Origin of the sequence: Streptomyces sp. NPDC050703 (genome assembly GCF_040654435.1) — a bacterium.
In the GTDB taxonomy this organism is placed as follows: Bacteria; Actinomycetota; Actinomycetes; order Streptomycetales; family Streptomycetaceae; genus Streptomyces.
Genome location: NZ_JBFAHX010000023.1, coordinates 108,888 through 122,818, shown reverse-complemented (window position 1 = coordinate 122,818; position 13,931 = coordinate 108,888). Strand labels below are relative to the sequence as shown.

Genomic DNA, 13,931 nt, shown 5'->3' with positions numbered 1-13,931 from the left:
GCCCCAGCCCCAGCCTCAGTCCCCGGTCCCGGCTCTGCGGCCGCCGCCGTTCCGGCTGCCGCCCCCGCCGTCCCTCCCGTTGCCCTCCAGGGCCACTTCCACCGCCGTGCAGCGCCACTTCCTGTCCGCGCCCAGGGTCAGGCGGAACGCCAGCGCGCGCAGCCTCGGGCCCGTCGCGACGCGGGCGAAGACCTCGTAGGCGTCCGGGTGGGGCTGGTAGTGGCCGATGCGGTGGATGGCGGGGCGGCGGCCGTCCGTGCAGAGCGGGCTCAGCTCGGCGAGGCGGGCCAGGTCGTCGTACGCGGTGTTGGCGATGTGCCTGGCGAGCCAGTGGACGGGGCGCTGGCCGCTGAGGACGAGCACGAGGCGTTCGGCGAAGAGCTCCGTGGGGTGCGGGGGCGGCTGGGCCGCGACGAGGCCCGGCGGGCGGCCCGCCGCCGGGGGACGGGCCGGGGCGCGGCTCGTGCGGGTGTCCTTGCGGGTCGGGGGCCGGCCTGCGGGCGGGCGGGTCGCCGACGGGCGCCTCGTCATCACCTTGCGCATGGTGTGCCTCCTTCGTACCGAGCGGTAACTTTCTGTAGCCGTTCTTGTACGGGGGCGGCGGGGCGGGGCGCAAGGCCCGGCCCGGGGCCCGGGCGGCGGGCCCGGATTCACTTATCCGGGTGAACGGCGGCGCCGGAGCCCCGGTGGCCGCTGGGCGGTACCGGGTGAATCGGTGGCGCCGGGGTGACGGTTCCGTGCGGGGCGGGGGGAGCTCGATGGGGGACTCCCGGACGTATCCTGAAGGTCCTTTCCCCGGCTACGGGCCCGCTCCGCGCGGGCCGTGAGTCCGCCCCGCGCGGACGTGAGCGAAAGCGGTTCCCCATGCGCGTCTACGTTCCCCTGACCCTTCCCCGGCTCGCCGAGGCGCACAAGGCGGGCGAGCTGGGGCCGGGGCCGCTGGTCGCCTACGCGGTGACGCCGGCACTGCGGGAGTGGTACCTCTCCGACGACATCGAGGAGCTGGAGTACGCGGCTCTGAACCGGGCGGCGCTGGCCTCGCTGCGGCTGCTCGCGGGTGACCCCGGGGCGGCGCGGCGGCGGGTCGTCCTCGCGGCGGACGTGCCGGACGGGGCGGCCGTCGCGGACCCCGACCGGGGGCTCGACGAGGGGGCGCTGGGCGAGGTGCGGCTCGTTTCCGCCCTGCCGCTGGCCAAGGCCGCCGCCGTGCACGTCGACTCCGCCGAGGCGGAGGCGGACGTCGCTGCCGCCGCCGGTGCGTTGGGGGCGGCGGATCTCGGGGACGCCGACGCGGGATTCCTCGTGGACGGGGCGGGAGGGCATGAGCTGCTCTGGTTCGCCACGCAGGAGATCCCCGGGCTCCTCTGACCGGCCTGCGCCCCGTTCCCGCCGGCCGTTCCAGGGCGACCCTGGTGACCACGTGGTCACCACGTGGTCACCTCCCCTCCCCGGCAGTGGCTGTGTCTCCCCGGCCGGGGGCCGGGACTCGGTGGCCGGTCGGATGGGTAGGTTTGGGGGATGGGGAAAGTTGGGGCGCATATCGTCTGGGACTGGAACGGGACTCTGCTGCATGACATCCACGCGGTGATCGAGGCCACGAACGCGTCCTTCGCCGAGCTCGGTCTGGAGCCGATCACGCTGGAGCGGTACCGGGAGCTGTACTGCGTGCCCGTGCCGCGGTTCTACGAGCGGCTCATGGGGCGGCTGCCGAGCGACAGCGAGTGGCAGCTCATGGACGCCGTCTTCCACAAGCACTACTGGGCCCGCGCGGAGACCTGCGGGCTCGCCGAAGGGGCCGCCCAGCTGCTGGCCGAGCGGCGGGCCGGCGGGCTCACGCAGTCGTTGCTCTCGCTGGCCCCGCACGAGCACCTGGTGCCGATCGTGCGCAGGCACGGCATCCAGGACCACTTCGTACGGATCGACGGGCGCACCGACAGCTCCCACGCCGGCAAGGCCGAGCGCATGGCGCGGCACCTCGCCGCGCTCGACGGGGTCGTCGCGGCGGCCGAGCGGGTCGTCGTGATCGGTGACGCCGTGGACGACGCGGTGGCCGCCGCGCACGTCGGGGCGCGGGCCGTGCTCTACACCGGCGGCTCGCACAGCCGCGGCAGCCTGGAGACCGCCGGGGTGCCGGTCGTGGACAGCCTGGCGGAAGCGGTGGCGGAGGCGGAGCGGCTGGCCGCCTGAGATCGCCCGCCGCAGCCCCCTAGGGGCGCCCGCCGCAGCGCCCGGGGAGGGACCACCGTCGCGGCCGGTCCCTACGCCACCGGTGCCTTGGCCCGCAGTACCGTGAGGAACTCCCTCATCCAGCGTGAGTGGTCCGGCCAGGCGCGGGAGGAGACCAGGGTGCCGTCCACCACCGCCTCCGCGTCCTGGAAGGTCGCCCCGGCCGCCTGCATGTCCAGCTCCAGGGCCGGGTACGCCGTGACCCTGCGGCCGCTGAGGCCGCCGATGGCCGCCGTCAGGAGCGGGCCGTGGCAGATCTGGGCCACCGGCTTGTCCGCGTCGAAGAAGGACTTCAGGATCTTGCGCAGCTCCGGGTCGTTGCGCAGGTACTCGGGGGCCCGGCCGCCGGGGATCACCAGGGCGACGTACTGGCCGGGATCGACCTCCGAGAAGGCCAGGTCGGCGGGCCAGGTGTAGCCCGGCTTCTCCGTGTACGTGTCGAAGCCCGGCTCGAAGTCGTGGACCACGAAGCGGAGCTTCTTGCGGGCAGGGGCGGCGATGTGGACGTCGTAGCCCTCCTCGCGCAGCCGCTGGTAGGGGTACAGGACCTCCAGCGACTCCGCCGCGTCGCCGGTCACAATCAGGATCTTGGCTGCCATCGGTGCTCGCTCCCCGAGTCCGTCGCACACGTCCGTTTCCCGTCCTGCTCAACGTGCATGCCCGCGTCCGGTTTGCCAAGAGGGCGGACCGCGGGGCACCCGCCGACGGGACTGTGCAGACTGTCCATGTTCGGGCCCTGGTTTTGTACACATACGGCTCATGACGGGTTCCCGGTGCGGAGCGATAGCCTTGACCCGTGATCAGCGCGATATCCCGCGGGGGCATGGACGCCCCCGCCCTGCGCCCGGGAACCACGGAGGACATCCGCGCCCGGGGCCTCGCTGACGCTTCTTCGCGGTACGGCCGACCGAGCCGACCCAGCCATCCGTCAGCGGAACCGCTGAGAATGGCGGAAAGCCGTCCGCACTTCTATCACCGCGGCATAACGTCGATTCCGGCCGGAGAACCCGTGTCGCGGCGTTACGTCACATCACTTCCTTCTACGTCACGCAACGGCGCGCGACAGGAGTCAGAGGACAATGCAGACCAAGCTGGACGAAGCCAAGACCGAGCTGCTCGCGCGGGCCGCCCGGGTAGCTGAGAACAGCCCGGCCGGGGGGCGCCTTCCGAGCGGTGCACCGACCGGGACGACGAGCGGGGCCACGCCGGACCAGGACACGGCTCTCGCGTTCCTCCAGCGCTACTACCTGCACACCGCTCCGGAGGACCTGGCCGACCGCGACCCGGTCGACGTCTTCGGGGCCGCGTTCTCGCACTACCGCCTCGCGGAGAACCGCCCGCAGGGCACGGCCAACGTGCGGGTCCACACCCCGACGGTCGAGGAGAACGGCTGGACGTGCAGCCACTCCGTCGTCGAGGTGGTCACCGATGACATGCCCTTCCTCGTCGACTCCGTCACCAACGAGCTCTCCCGCCAGGGGCGCGGCATCCACGTCGTGATCCACCCCCAGGTGGTCGTACGCCGTGACGTCACCGGCAAGCTCCTCGAAGTCCTCCCCGGCGACCTGGGCGCCGAGCGGCCGCACGACGCGCTCGTCGAGTCGTGGATCCACGTGGAGATGGACCGCGAGACCGACCGTGCCGACCTGAAGCAGATCACCGCCGATCTGCTGCGCATCCTCTCCGACGTGCGCGAGACGGTCGAGGACTGGGAGAAGATGCGCGACGCCGCGCTGCGCATCGCCGACGAGCTGCCCGCCGAGCCGACCGCCGGCGACCTGCCCGACCAGGAGATCGAGGAGGCCCGCGAGCTGCTGCGCTGGCTCGCGGACAACCACTTCACGTTCCTGGGCTTCCGCGAGTACGACCTCACGGAGGACGACTCCCTCGCCGCCGTCCCCGGCACCGGCCTCGGCATCCTGCGCGCCGACCCGCAGCACGACGGCGACGACCACCACCCGGTGAGCCCGTCCTTCAACCGGCTGCCCGCCGACGCGCGCGCGAAGGCCCGTGAGCACCGGCTCCTGGTGCTGACCAAGGCCAACAGCCGGGCCACCGTCCACCGGCCCAGCTACCTCGACTACGTCGGCGTGAAGAAGTTCGACGCCGAGGGCAACGTGGTGGGTGAGCGGCGCTTCCTCGGGCTCTTCTCGTCCGCCGCGTACACCGAGTCCGTACGGCGCGTGCCCGTCATCCGCCGCAAGGTCCAGGAAGTCCTGCAGGGCGCCGGGTTCTCGGCCAACAGCCACGACGGGCGCGACCTGCTCCAGATCCTGGAGACCTACCCGCGCGACGAGCTGTTCCAGACGCCCGCCGACGAGCTGCGCGCCATCGTCACGAGCGTCCTCTACCTCCAGGAGCGCCGCAGGCTCCGGCTCTACCTGCGCAAGGACGAGTACGGGCGCTACTACTCCGCCCTCGTCTACCTCCCGCGCGACCGCTACACCACCGGCGTCCGGCTGCGGATCATCGACATCCTCAAGGAGGAGCTGAACGGCGCGAGCGTCGACTTCACCGCCTGGAACACGGAGTCGATCCTCTCCCGCATCCACTTCGTCGTCAGGGTGCCCAAGGGCGCCGAGGTCCCCGACCTCTCCGACGCCGACATCGAGCGCATCGAGGGCCGGCTCGTCGACGCCGCCCGCTCCTGGGCCGACGGCTTCGCCGAGGCGCTGACCGCCGAGTGCGGCGAGGAGCGCGCCGCCGAGCTGATCCGCCAGTACGGGCACGCCTTCCCCGAGGGCTACAAGGCCGACCACACGCCGCGCGCCGCCGTCGCCGACCTCCAGCACCTGGAGCAGCTCACCCAGGGCGGCAAGGACTTCGCGCTCTCCCTGTACGAGCCGGTGGGCGCGGCCCCCGGCGAGCGCCGCTTCAAGATCTACCGCTCCGGCGGCCAGGTCTCCCTCTCCGCCGTCCTCCCTGTCCTGCAGCGGCTCGGCGTCGAGGTCACCGACGAGCGCCCGTACGAGCTGCGCTGCGCGGACCGCGCGCACGCGTGGATCTACGACTTCGGCCTGCGCATGCCGAAGGCGCCGGGCGGCAACGGCGACTACCTCGGCGACGACGGCCGCGACCGCTTCCAGGAGGCGTTCGCCGCCGCCTGGACCGGCGAGGCCGAGGTCGACGGCTTCAACTCGCTGGTGCTCCGCGCGGGCCTCGGCTGGCGCCAGGCGATGGTGCTCCGCGCCTACGCGAAGTACCTGCGCCAGGCCGGTTCGACGTTCAGCCAGGACTACATGGAGGACACCCTCCGCAACAACGTCCACACCACGCGGCTGCTCGTCTCGCTCTTCGAGGCCCGGATGTCGCCGGAGCGCCAGCGCGCAGGCACCGAGCTGACCGACGGGCTCCTTGAAGAGCTGGACGGGGCGCTCGACCAGGTGGCGTCGCTCGACGAGGACCGCATCCTGCGCTCCTTCCTCACCGTCATCAAGGCGACCCTGCGCACGAACTTCTTCCAGAAGACGGAGAGCGGCAAGCCGCACTCCTACGTCTCCATGAAGTTCGACCCGCAGGCCATCCCCGACCTGCCCGCGCCCCGCCCCGCGTACGAGATCTGGGTGTACTCGCCCCGCGTCGAGGGCGTCCACCTGCGCTTCGGCAAGGTCGCGCGCGGCGGCCTGCGCTGGTCCGACCGGCGCGAGGACTTCCGTACGGAGATCCTCGGCCTGGTCAAGGCGCAGATGGTCAAGAACACCGTCATCGTGCCCGTCGGCGCCAAGGGCGGCTTCGTCGCCAAGCAGCTCCCCGACCCCTCGGTGGACCGCGACGCGTGGCTGGCGGAGGGCGTCGCCTGCTACAAGACGTTCATCTCGGCGCTGCTCGACATCACCGACAACCTGGTGGCGGGCGAGGTCGTGCCCCCGGCGGACGTCGTGCGGCACGACGAGGACGACACCTACCTCGTCGTCGCGGCCGACAAGGGCACCGCGACGTTCTCCGACATCGCCAACCAGGTCGCCGAGTCGTACGACTTCTGGCTCGGTGACGCCTTCGCGTCCGGCGGCTCCGCCGGCTACGACCACAAGGGCATGGGCATCACCGCCCGCGGCGCCTGGGAGTCCGTCAAGCGCCACTTCCGGGAGCTGGGCACCGACACGCAGTCCGAGGACTTCACCGTCGTCGGCGTCGGCGACATGTCCGGTGACGTGTTCGGCAACGGCATGCTGCTCTCCGAGCACATCCGCCTGGTCGCCGCGTTCGACCACCGGCACATCTTCATCGACCCGCAGCCGGACGCCGCGACCTCCTACGCCGAGCGGCGCCGCCTGTTCGAGCTGCCGCGCTCCTCGTGGGCCGACTACGACAAGGAGCTGCTCTCCGCGGGCGGCGGGGTCTTCCCCCGCTCCGCCAAGGCGATCCAGCTCAACGGCCACATCCGCAAGGCGCTCGGCATCGAGGGCAACACCGCCAAGATGACCCCGGCCGACCTGATGAAGGCCATCCTCCAGGCCCCCGTGGACCTGCTGTGGAACGGCGGCATCGGCACGTACGTGAAGGCGACGTCGGAGACCAACGCCGACGTCGGCGACAAGGCCAACGACGCCATCCGCGTCAACGGCGCCGACCTGCGGGTCAAGGTCGTCGGCGAGGGCGGCAACCTCGGCCTCACCCAGCTCGGCCGCATCGAGTTCGGGCGTGCCGGCGGGCGCATCAACACCGACGCCATCGACAACAGCGCGGGCGTGGACACCTCCGACCACGAGGTGAACATCAAGATCCTGCTGAACTCCGTCGTCGCCAACGGCGACATGACGGTCAAGCAGCGCAACAAGCTGCTCGCCGAGATGACGGACGAGGTCGGGCACCTGGTCCTGCGCAACAACTACGCGCAGAACACCGCGCTCGCCAACGCCGTCGCCCAGTCGCCGTCCCTGCTCCACGCCCACCAGCGCTTCATGCGCAGGCTCGGCAAGCAGGGGCACCTGGACCGGAGCCTGGAGTTCCTGCCCAACGACCGGCAGATCCGCGAGCTGCTCAACGCCGGGCGCGGGCTCTCCCAGCCCGAGCTCGCCGTGCTCCTCGCCTACACGAAGATCACGGCCGCCGACGAGCTGATCCAGACGACGCTGCCGGACGACCCCTACCTCCAGCGGCTGCTGCACGCCTACTTCCCGAAGGCGCTGCACGAGCGGTTCCCCGAGCAGGTCGACGGGCACGCGCTGCGCCGCGAGATCGTCACGACCGTCCTGGTCAACGACACGGTCAACACCGGTGGCTCGACGTTCCTGCACCGGCTGCGGGAGGAGACGGGAGCCTCCCTGGAGGAGATCGTGCGGGCGCAGCTCGCCGCCCGTGAGATCTTCGGCCTGAGCAAGGTGTGGGACGCGGTGGAGGCGCTCGACAATGTCGTCGCCGCCGACGTCCAGACCCGCGTCCGGCTGCACTCGCGCCGCCTGGTCGAGCGCGGCGCGCGCTGGCTGCTCAACAACCGGCCGCAGCCGCTCCAGCTCGCCGAGACCATCGACTTCTTCGGTGAGGGCGTCGCCAGGGTCTGGGACGAGCTGCCGCGGCTCCTGCGCGGCTCGGACGCGGAGTGGTACCAGGGCATCCGCGACGAGCTGACCGGCGCGGGCGTCCCCGAGGACCTCGCCCAGCGTGTCGCCGGGTTCTCCTCGGCCTTCCCGGCGCTGGACATCGTGGCCGTCGCCGACCGGACGGGCAAGGACCCGATGGCCGTCGCCGAGGTCTACTACGACATCGCCGACCGGCTGCGGATCACCCAGCTCATGGACCGCATCATCGAGCTGCCGCGGGCCGACCGCTGGCAGTCCATGGCGCGCGCCTCCATCCGCGAGGACCTGTACGCGGCGCACGCCGCGCTCACCGCCGACGTGCTCGCCGCGGGCAACGGCGAGTCCACGCCGGAGGAGCGCTTCAAGGCCTGGGAGGAGAAGAACGCGCCGATCCTGAGCCGGGCGCGGACGACCCTGGAGGAGATCCAGAGCTCGGACTCCTTCGACCTGGCCAACCTGTCGGTCGCGATGCGGACGATGCGGACGCTGCTGCGCACGCATTCGTAGCGCTCACCAGCGGTACGTGAAGGGCGCCCCGGGCCTTGCGGCTCGGGGCGCCCTTCCGCGTACGTACGGGCTTGCGCCCGTCCGGGGAGCGCCGCCGGGCAACGCGGGCGTGGCCGACGGCGTCTTCGGTAGGGCATCAGGTGCGCGGGGCCGAGGGAGCGGCCAGGGGGCGCGGAACGGGTGACGGGACCCGCCATACCGTATCAATTCGGGCATTCGGGCTAAGGTGGGTGAGATTGTCTGACGGAGGTACGAGATCACGCGATCCACGGCGCGGGAAGGTCGCGGCGACGCAACGCAGGCAGGGGGCCGGGCGCGCCGCCCGGCCGCGGACCACCGAAGGGCTTGAGCCATGACCGTGAACACCCCAGAGAACCAGGACTTCTCCGAAGGCATCGCGGCGCGGCTGCCCGAGACCTGGGCCGCCACACCGCTGACCGTGGTCATGCCCACGTACAACGAGGCGGACAGCCTGCCCGGCATGGCCGAGGCCCTGATGGCGCTGCCGCTGCCGGGCCTGCGGCTCCTCGTCGTGGACGACTCCAGCCCCGACGGTACGGGCGCCATCGCCGAACGCTTCGCCGAGCGGTACGGCAGCGCCCGCATGAGCGTGCTGCACCGCACCGAGAAGGACGGCCTCGGCCGGGCCTACGCCGCCGGGATGACGCGGGCCGTCGCCGAGGGCGCCGAGTACGTCCTCCAAATGGACGCCGACGGCAGCCACCCCACCGCCAAGGCCGCCGAACTGCTCGGCGTCGCGCTCGCCACGGACGCGGGCGTCGTCGTCGGCAGCCGGTACGTCGAGGGCGGCACGCTCGCCGACGCCTGGGGCGTCCACCGCAGACTGCTCTCCCGCTGGGCCAACGCCTACGCCGGCACCATCCTCGGCACCCGCGTCCGCGACATCACCGGCGGCTTCAACCTCTGGCGCGCGGACACCCTGCGCGCCATCGACCTGGCCTCCGTGGACAGCGCGGGCTACAGCTTCCAGGTCGAGATGAAGTACCGGGCGCTGCGGCGCGGCTTCGGCGTCATGGAGGTGCCGATCCACTTCGAGGACCGCGTGGCCGGCGAGTCCAAGATGAACCTCATGGTGCAGCTGGAGTCGATCGTCATGCCGTGGAAGCTGCGGATGTCGGGCCCGGGGGCCATGGGCGGGCGGGGCGGCTCCGGTGACCGGGGCGGCTCCGGCGGCGGGACGCCGGGGGCTCGCGGGTGACGCCGCCGCCCGCCACGCTCCGGCAGGGCCCGCCCGCCGCGCGCCCGGCCGCCCCGCCGCCCTCCGCGGCACCGGCACCGGCCCCGCGCCGCCCGCTCGTCGTACGGCTGCGCCTGCTGGTCCTGGAGCTGGTGAAGTTCGGCCTGGTGGGCGGCAGCGGAGTCGCGGTCAACCTGGCCGTCTTCAACCTCGTCCTGCACGGCTTCGGCTCGGGCGCGATGACCGCCACCGTCGCCGCCAGCTGCGTGGCGATGGGCACCAACTACCTCGGGTTCCGCTTCTTCGCCTACCGGGTCCGCGCCTCACGCACCAAGGCCCAGATCGCCCTCTTCTTCGCCTTCAGCGGCATCGGCGTGGCGATGGAGAGCGTCCTGTTCTACGCGGCGTACCACGGGGTGGGCCTGAGCGGCCCCCTCACCTCGAACATCGCCAAGGCCCTGTCGATCCTCCTGGCGTCGGCGTTCCGCTTCCTGGTGTACCGGACGTGGGTGTTCCAGCACGGGCACGGTGCCCGCCGGCGCTGACACGGGCGCTGGGCGTCAGCGTGCCGCGCTCGCCACCAGGCCGGCCGCCCTGCGGACGCGGGAGCCCAGCCTCGTGGCCGTGCGGTGGGCCAGGGGGCGTATCACCCGGGCCGTGACGCCCACCGGGGTCCAGCGGAGCTGGAGGCGGCCAGGGCCGCGGCCCTCCGGTTCCACCGTCACCTCGTGCGGGGTCGCCCCGCCCCGGTAGCCGATACGGGCCCTGAAGGGCGGGAACGACAGGGGCGCCAGGAGCAGCGACGTGTTGCGCAGGCGTCCCGAGGTGAGGAGCAGGACCGGGTGCCGCGTGCCCTCGAAGCCGTTGACCGGGAGCCGGGCCTGTGTCAGGTCCAGGCGCGCCGAGCCCTCGAAGACGCCGGGGCGGACCGGGTCCAGGCGGAACGGCACCACCATGCGGCGCCGGCCCGGCGCCAGCAGGAGCTTCGCCACCTGCGGGCCCACCGGAAGGCGCAGGCCCGGGTCGTAGGTGCGGATCGCGAGGTCCACCGAGGCTCCCGGGCCGCGCTCCACCCGGGTGATCTCGTGGCGGAACCGCGCGCTCGGGAAGGGGCGGGTGCCCAGACCGAGGTCCGTCACGTCCAGGTCCTCGCGGGAAGCGGCGGGCGGGACCTCGGCGCCCCAGTACACGCGGCCGTCCCCGCCCAGCACCGTCTCGCGCGGCGCGACCCCGTGGCCGAGGCCCCGCGCCGCGATCCGCGCGTCCCCGAGGCGGCCGTCCCGCACCAGCCGGACGACGACCCGCTCGGCGCGCGGCAGCCGCGCGTACGCGCCGGGGGACAGCTCCGCCAGATACGGGTTCACGATGTCCGCGAAGCCCTTCAGCCACTCCTCGTCACGGAACGGCAGGTCACCCGCGTACATCCGGAAGTCGTGCTTGAGGAACTTGTGGTCCTTGGCCTCCCGCACGGCGTCCGCGTGGCCGCTCGACGCGAGGAAGCCGTCGATCAGGCGCTGGACGTGGACGCGGTCCGCGACGTTCGACAGTTTGTGGCGCTGGTTGGAGATCGACGCCGACTCCGCCGCCTCGAAGGGGGCTATGTACCAGCGGTAGACGGGCTCCGGGATCACCGTGAAGGCCCGCGCCAGGCAGTACGCCTGGGCCGAGAAGAGCTGGTCCTCGTAGTGGATGCCCTCGGGGAAGCGCAGGCCGTGCCGGTCGAGGAAGTCCCTGCGGTACATCTTGCTCGTCGACAGGTGCTCGAAGAACAGGGACGGCTCCGCCTCGATGCCGTGCACCGTGCGGCGCTCCGCCACCAGGTGCGGCATCCAGGTGGAGGTGCGGCCCGTGTCCACCCGTACGCGCTCCACCGCGCCCATCGTGAAGTCCACGTCCGCCTCGGCGTGCGCGGCGAGCAGCAGTTCGACCGCCCGTTCGGGGAGTTCGTCGTCACTGTCGAGGAACATCAGGTACGGGGCGCGCGCGATGTCCAGGGCGCGGTTGCGCGGCGCGCTGCACCCGCCGCTGTTCTCGGGCAGGCGCAGGTACGTCACGCGGTCGTCCTCCGCGGCCAGCCGCCTCGCCACGTCCGGCGTGGCGTCCGTCGAGTGGTCGTCGCTGATGATGATCTCGATGCCGGCGTGCGTCTGGCGGCGCAGCGACGCCACCGCGCGGGGCAGGCGCTCCGCGTCGTTGTAGACGATCACCGTCACCGTCACGTCGGGCGCACCGCTCACAGGGCCTCCTCGGGCGTCGGTGCCGGTGTGCGCCGGTCGAGGGGGACCACGGGCGGCAGGGACGCCTCGCTCTCGCCGAGCAGGACACGGCGCACGACCCGTTCGGCCGCGCGCCCGTCGTCGTACTCGCAGAAGCGCCTGCGGAACGCCGCGCGCGCCTTCGCGGACGCCTCGTCGCGCCAGGCGTCCGAGAGCAGGAGGTCCGTCAACTCGTCCTGCGTGCGCGCCACCGGGCCCGGTGCCTCGGCCAACAGGTCGAAGTAGACGCCGCGCGTCGTGGCGTACGTCTCCCAGTCGTCGGCGTAGACGACGATCGGGCGGTCGAGGCCGGCGTAGTCGAACATGATCGAGGAGTAGTCCGTGACCAGCGCGTCCGCGGCCAGGCACAGGTCCTCCACCGGGTCGTACGAGGAGACGTCGATGACCCGGCCGCTTCGGCGCAGGCCCGCGAGGGGCGAGGCCGCACCGCCGTAGAAGTAGTGGCCGCGGACCAGCAGGACGGTGCCCTCGCCCAGGCGGTCCGCGAGCGTGGCGAGGTCGAGGCGCGGGGTCCAGGCCGCCTCGTAGTCGCGGTGGGTGGGCGCGTAGAGGACGGCCCGCCTGCCCGGCGCGATGCCGAGCTTCTCGCGGACCGCGCGGATGTCGGCGGCCGTCGCGGTGTAGAAGACGTCGTTGCGCGGATAGCCGTAGTCCAGGGACGTGTAGCGCGAGGGGTAGGCGCGCTCCCACATCCGGGTGGAGTGGCCGTTGGCGGAGACGCTGTAGTCCCATTTGTCGACGCGTTCGAGCAGGCTGTGGAAGTTCAGGCCCTTGGCGGCCGCCGGGTGGTCGAGCTGGTCGAGGCCCATGCGCTTGAGCGGTGTGCCGTGGTGGGTCTGGACGTGGACGGCGTCGGGGCGCTTCACGACCGAGTTGGGGAAGTTCACGTTGTTCACCAGGTACTTGGCGCGGGCCATGACCTCCCAGTAGCGGCGCGTGCCGGGCACGACGTGGTCGGTGCCGGGCGGCAGCAGCGGCACGTTCGCCGCCGAGACCACCCACACCGGGCGGATGTGCGGGGCGAGTTCGGCGGCCTTCGCGGCGATGGCCGCCGGGTTGCAGGCCACGCCGCGGTCCCAGTACGCCGAGAAGACCGCGAGGTCCGGGTCGACGGGGCGTTCCAGCTCCCTGCGGTAGCGCAGGTCGCGGACCTTCAGGCCCACCTTGTGCTTGCGCGAGGCCAGCGCCGCCCGCAGCTCGCGGCGCCGCCGGTTGACGGTCTGGAAGGTGCGGTACTTCGTGTACGCGTCTTCTTCGAGGATGCGGCGCCGCACACCGTCGAGACCACCGGGGTGCTCGTGCCCCTCGGGGCGCCAGGCCACGGCCGCGCGCGCCGCGCGGTGGAAGAACTCCCTGCGCACCGGGTCCGGCAACTGCTCCCGGGACACGACGCGCAGGCAGGCGCCGAGCATGATGTCGTAGAGCGCGGCGAGCGGTGCCGGACCCGCGCCGCGGTCCATGGCCAGGGCGAGCAGCGCCTCGTAGCGGTCGATGACCTCGTAGCGCCGCTCGGGCGGCCCCGCGGGGAGGCTCTGTGCGCGCAGCTCCGTCACGTTCAGGGCGATGTGGTCGAGCGTCGCGACACGCTCGGCGTCGAGCAGGGCCGCGTATGCCGCGAACCGCTCGTCGGACACGGCGAGGTCCGTGCGGTGCGCGTGCCAGAAGCCGGCCCGCAGCACCCGGTTGCCGAGCAGCGGGGTGACCTTGAGCAGGTCGGGGGAGTCGGCGAGCGGCAGGTCGCGGCGGCCCTGCCGCGCCAGAATCCCGCCGTCGGGGCTCGGCATCCCCTGGTGCCGCCACGTCGAGCGGACGTGGTCGACGACGAGGACGTCCACGCCGTCCGGCAGCTCGGCCACTCTGTCGGCGACGGTGCGCGGCGCGCCCGTCGGCACGGTGTCCTTGCTGTGGACGAAGTGCAGCCACCGGCCGGCCGCGCGCTCGGCGCCCGCGCCGCGCGCCGTCCCGTCGTCCGTGCCCTCCGGCAGCGGGACGACCGTGACGCCGGGCCTGTCCGCCGCCACCTCCTGCGCGGAGGCGCCCACCGCGGCGACGACCACCTCGAAGGCATCCGACGCCTGCGCGGTCAGGGCGTCCAGGCAGGCGCCGATGCGACCCTGGACGTTCCGCCCGTGGACGATGACGCTCAGCCGTGGCTGCACGTGGACTCCTTCCGTTGCGAAACGCTCCCACAGTGTAAGGATGCGA

9 protein-coding genes are annotated in these 13,931 nt (G+C 72.6%); 5 read left to right on the top strand and 4 right to left on the bottom strand.

Annotation, left to right across the window (positions count from 1 at the left end; genetic code table 11):
* Nucleotides 1-15: 15 nt before the first annotated feature.
* Nucleotides 16-543 (bottom strand): Rv3235 family protein, encoded by a 528-nt coding sequence (locus tag AB0I16_RS21990; RefSeq protein WP_363251148.1) that lies wholly within the window; start codon nucleotides 541-543, stop codon nucleotides 16-18.
* A gap of 321 nt (nucleotides 544-864) precedes the next feature.
* On the opposite strand from AB0I16_RS21990, the gene AB0I16_RS21985 reads away from it, so the two are divergent.
* A complete protein-coding gene (locus tag AB0I16_RS21985) occupies nucleotides 865-1,368 on the top strand; it encodes a hypothetical protein (RefSeq protein ID WP_363251147.1) in 504 nt (167 codons plus the stop codon).
* A gap of 150 nt (nucleotides 1,369-1,518) precedes the next feature.
* Nucleotides 1,519-2,187 (top strand): HAD family hydrolase, encoded by a 669-nt coding sequence (locus tag AB0I16_RS21980; RefSeq protein ID WP_363251146.1) that lies wholly within the window; start codon nucleotides 1,519-1,521, stop codon nucleotides 2,185-2,187.
* Between the two features lie 71 nt (nucleotides 2,188-2,258).
* Here the strand turns inward: AB0I16_RS21980 and AB0I16_RS21975 are convergent, their stop codons facing one another.
* On the bottom strand, nucleotides 2,259-2,825 hold the full coding sequence (locus tag AB0I16_RS21975; RefSeq protein WP_363251145.1) for a DJ-1/PfpI family protein: 567 nt from the start codon (nucleotides 2,823-2,825) through the stop codon (nucleotides 2,259-2,261).
* Between the two features lie 480 nt (nucleotides 2,826-3,305).
* Here AB0I16_RS21975 and AB0I16_RS21970 point away from each other — a divergent pair, with 480 nt between their 5' ends.
* The 3 genes from AB0I16_RS21970 to AB0I16_RS21960 all read left to right on the top strand — a co-directional run bounded on the left by AB0I16_RS21970 (nucleotide 3,306) and on the right by AB0I16_RS21960 (nucleotide 9,995).
* The gene (locus AB0I16_RS21970) at nucleotides 3,306-8,252 is read left to right on the top strand and encodes an NAD-glutamate dehydrogenase (protein WP_363251144.1); all 4,947 of its coding nucleotides are present in this window, start codon (nucleotides 3,306-3,308) and stop codon (nucleotides 8,250-8,252) included.
* 352 nt (nucleotides 8,253-8,604) lie between these two features.
* On the top strand, nucleotides 8,605-9,471 hold the full coding sequence (locus tag AB0I16_RS21965) for a polyprenol monophosphomannose synthase (RefSeq protein WP_363251143.1): 867 nt from the start codon (nucleotides 8,605-8,607) through the stop codon (nucleotides 9,469-9,471).
* Nucleotides 9,468-9,995, top strand: coding sequence for a GtrA family protein (locus tag AB0I16_RS21960; protein ID WP_363251142.1), 528 nt, complete (start codon nucleotides 9,468-9,470; stop codon nucleotides 9,993-9,995). The genes AB0I16_RS21965 and AB0I16_RS21960 overlap by 4 nt, the downstream gene beginning before the upstream one ends.
* 15 nt (nucleotides 9,996-10,010) lie before the next feature.
* Here the strand turns inward: AB0I16_RS21960 and AB0I16_RS21955 are convergent, their stop codons facing one another.
* Together AB0I16_RS21955 and AB0I16_RS21950 are read right to left on the bottom strand one after the other, a co-directional pair.
* A complete protein-coding gene (locus AB0I16_RS21955) occupies nucleotides 10,011-11,687 on the bottom strand; it encodes a glycosyltransferase family 2 protein (protein ID WP_363251141.1) in 1,677 nt (558 codons plus the stop codon).
* Nucleotides 11,684-13,885 carry a CDP-glycerol glycerophosphotransferase family protein gene (locus AB0I16_RS21950; RefSeq protein WP_363251140.1) on the bottom strand — a complete coding sequence of 734 codons (2,202 nt, stop codon included), beginning with the start codon at nucleotides 13,883-13,885 and terminating at the stop codon, nucleotides 11,684-11,686. Before AB0I16_RS21950 ends, AB0I16_RS21955 begins: the two co-directional genes overlap by 4 nt.
* Nucleotides 13,886-13,931 lie beyond the last annotated feature (46 nt).

Coding starts and splice junctions, on each gene's coding strand:
- AB0I16_RS21990 (WP_363251148.1), bottom strand. CDS start 543: ATGCGCAAGGTGATGACGAGGCGCCCGTCGGCGACCCGCCCGCCCGCA.
- AB0I16_RS21985 (WP_363251147.1), top strand. CDS start 865: ATGCGCGTCTACGTTCCCCTGACCCTTCCCCGGCTCGCCGAGGCGCAC.
- AB0I16_RS21980 (WP_363251146.1), top strand. CDS start 1,519: ATGGGGAAAGTTGGGGCGCATATCGTCTGGGACTGGAACGGGACTCTG.
- AB0I16_RS21975 (WP_363251145.1), bottom strand. CDS start 2,825: ATGGCAGCCAAGATCCTGATTGTGACCGGCGACGCGGCGGAGTCGCTG.
- AB0I16_RS21970 (WP_363251144.1), top strand. CDS start 3,306: ATGCAGACCAAGCTGGACGAAGCCAAGACCGAGCTGCTCGCGCGGGCC.
- AB0I16_RS21965 (WP_363251143.1), top strand. CDS start 8,605: ATGACCGTGAACACCCCAGAGAACCAGGACTTCTCCGAAGGCATCGCG.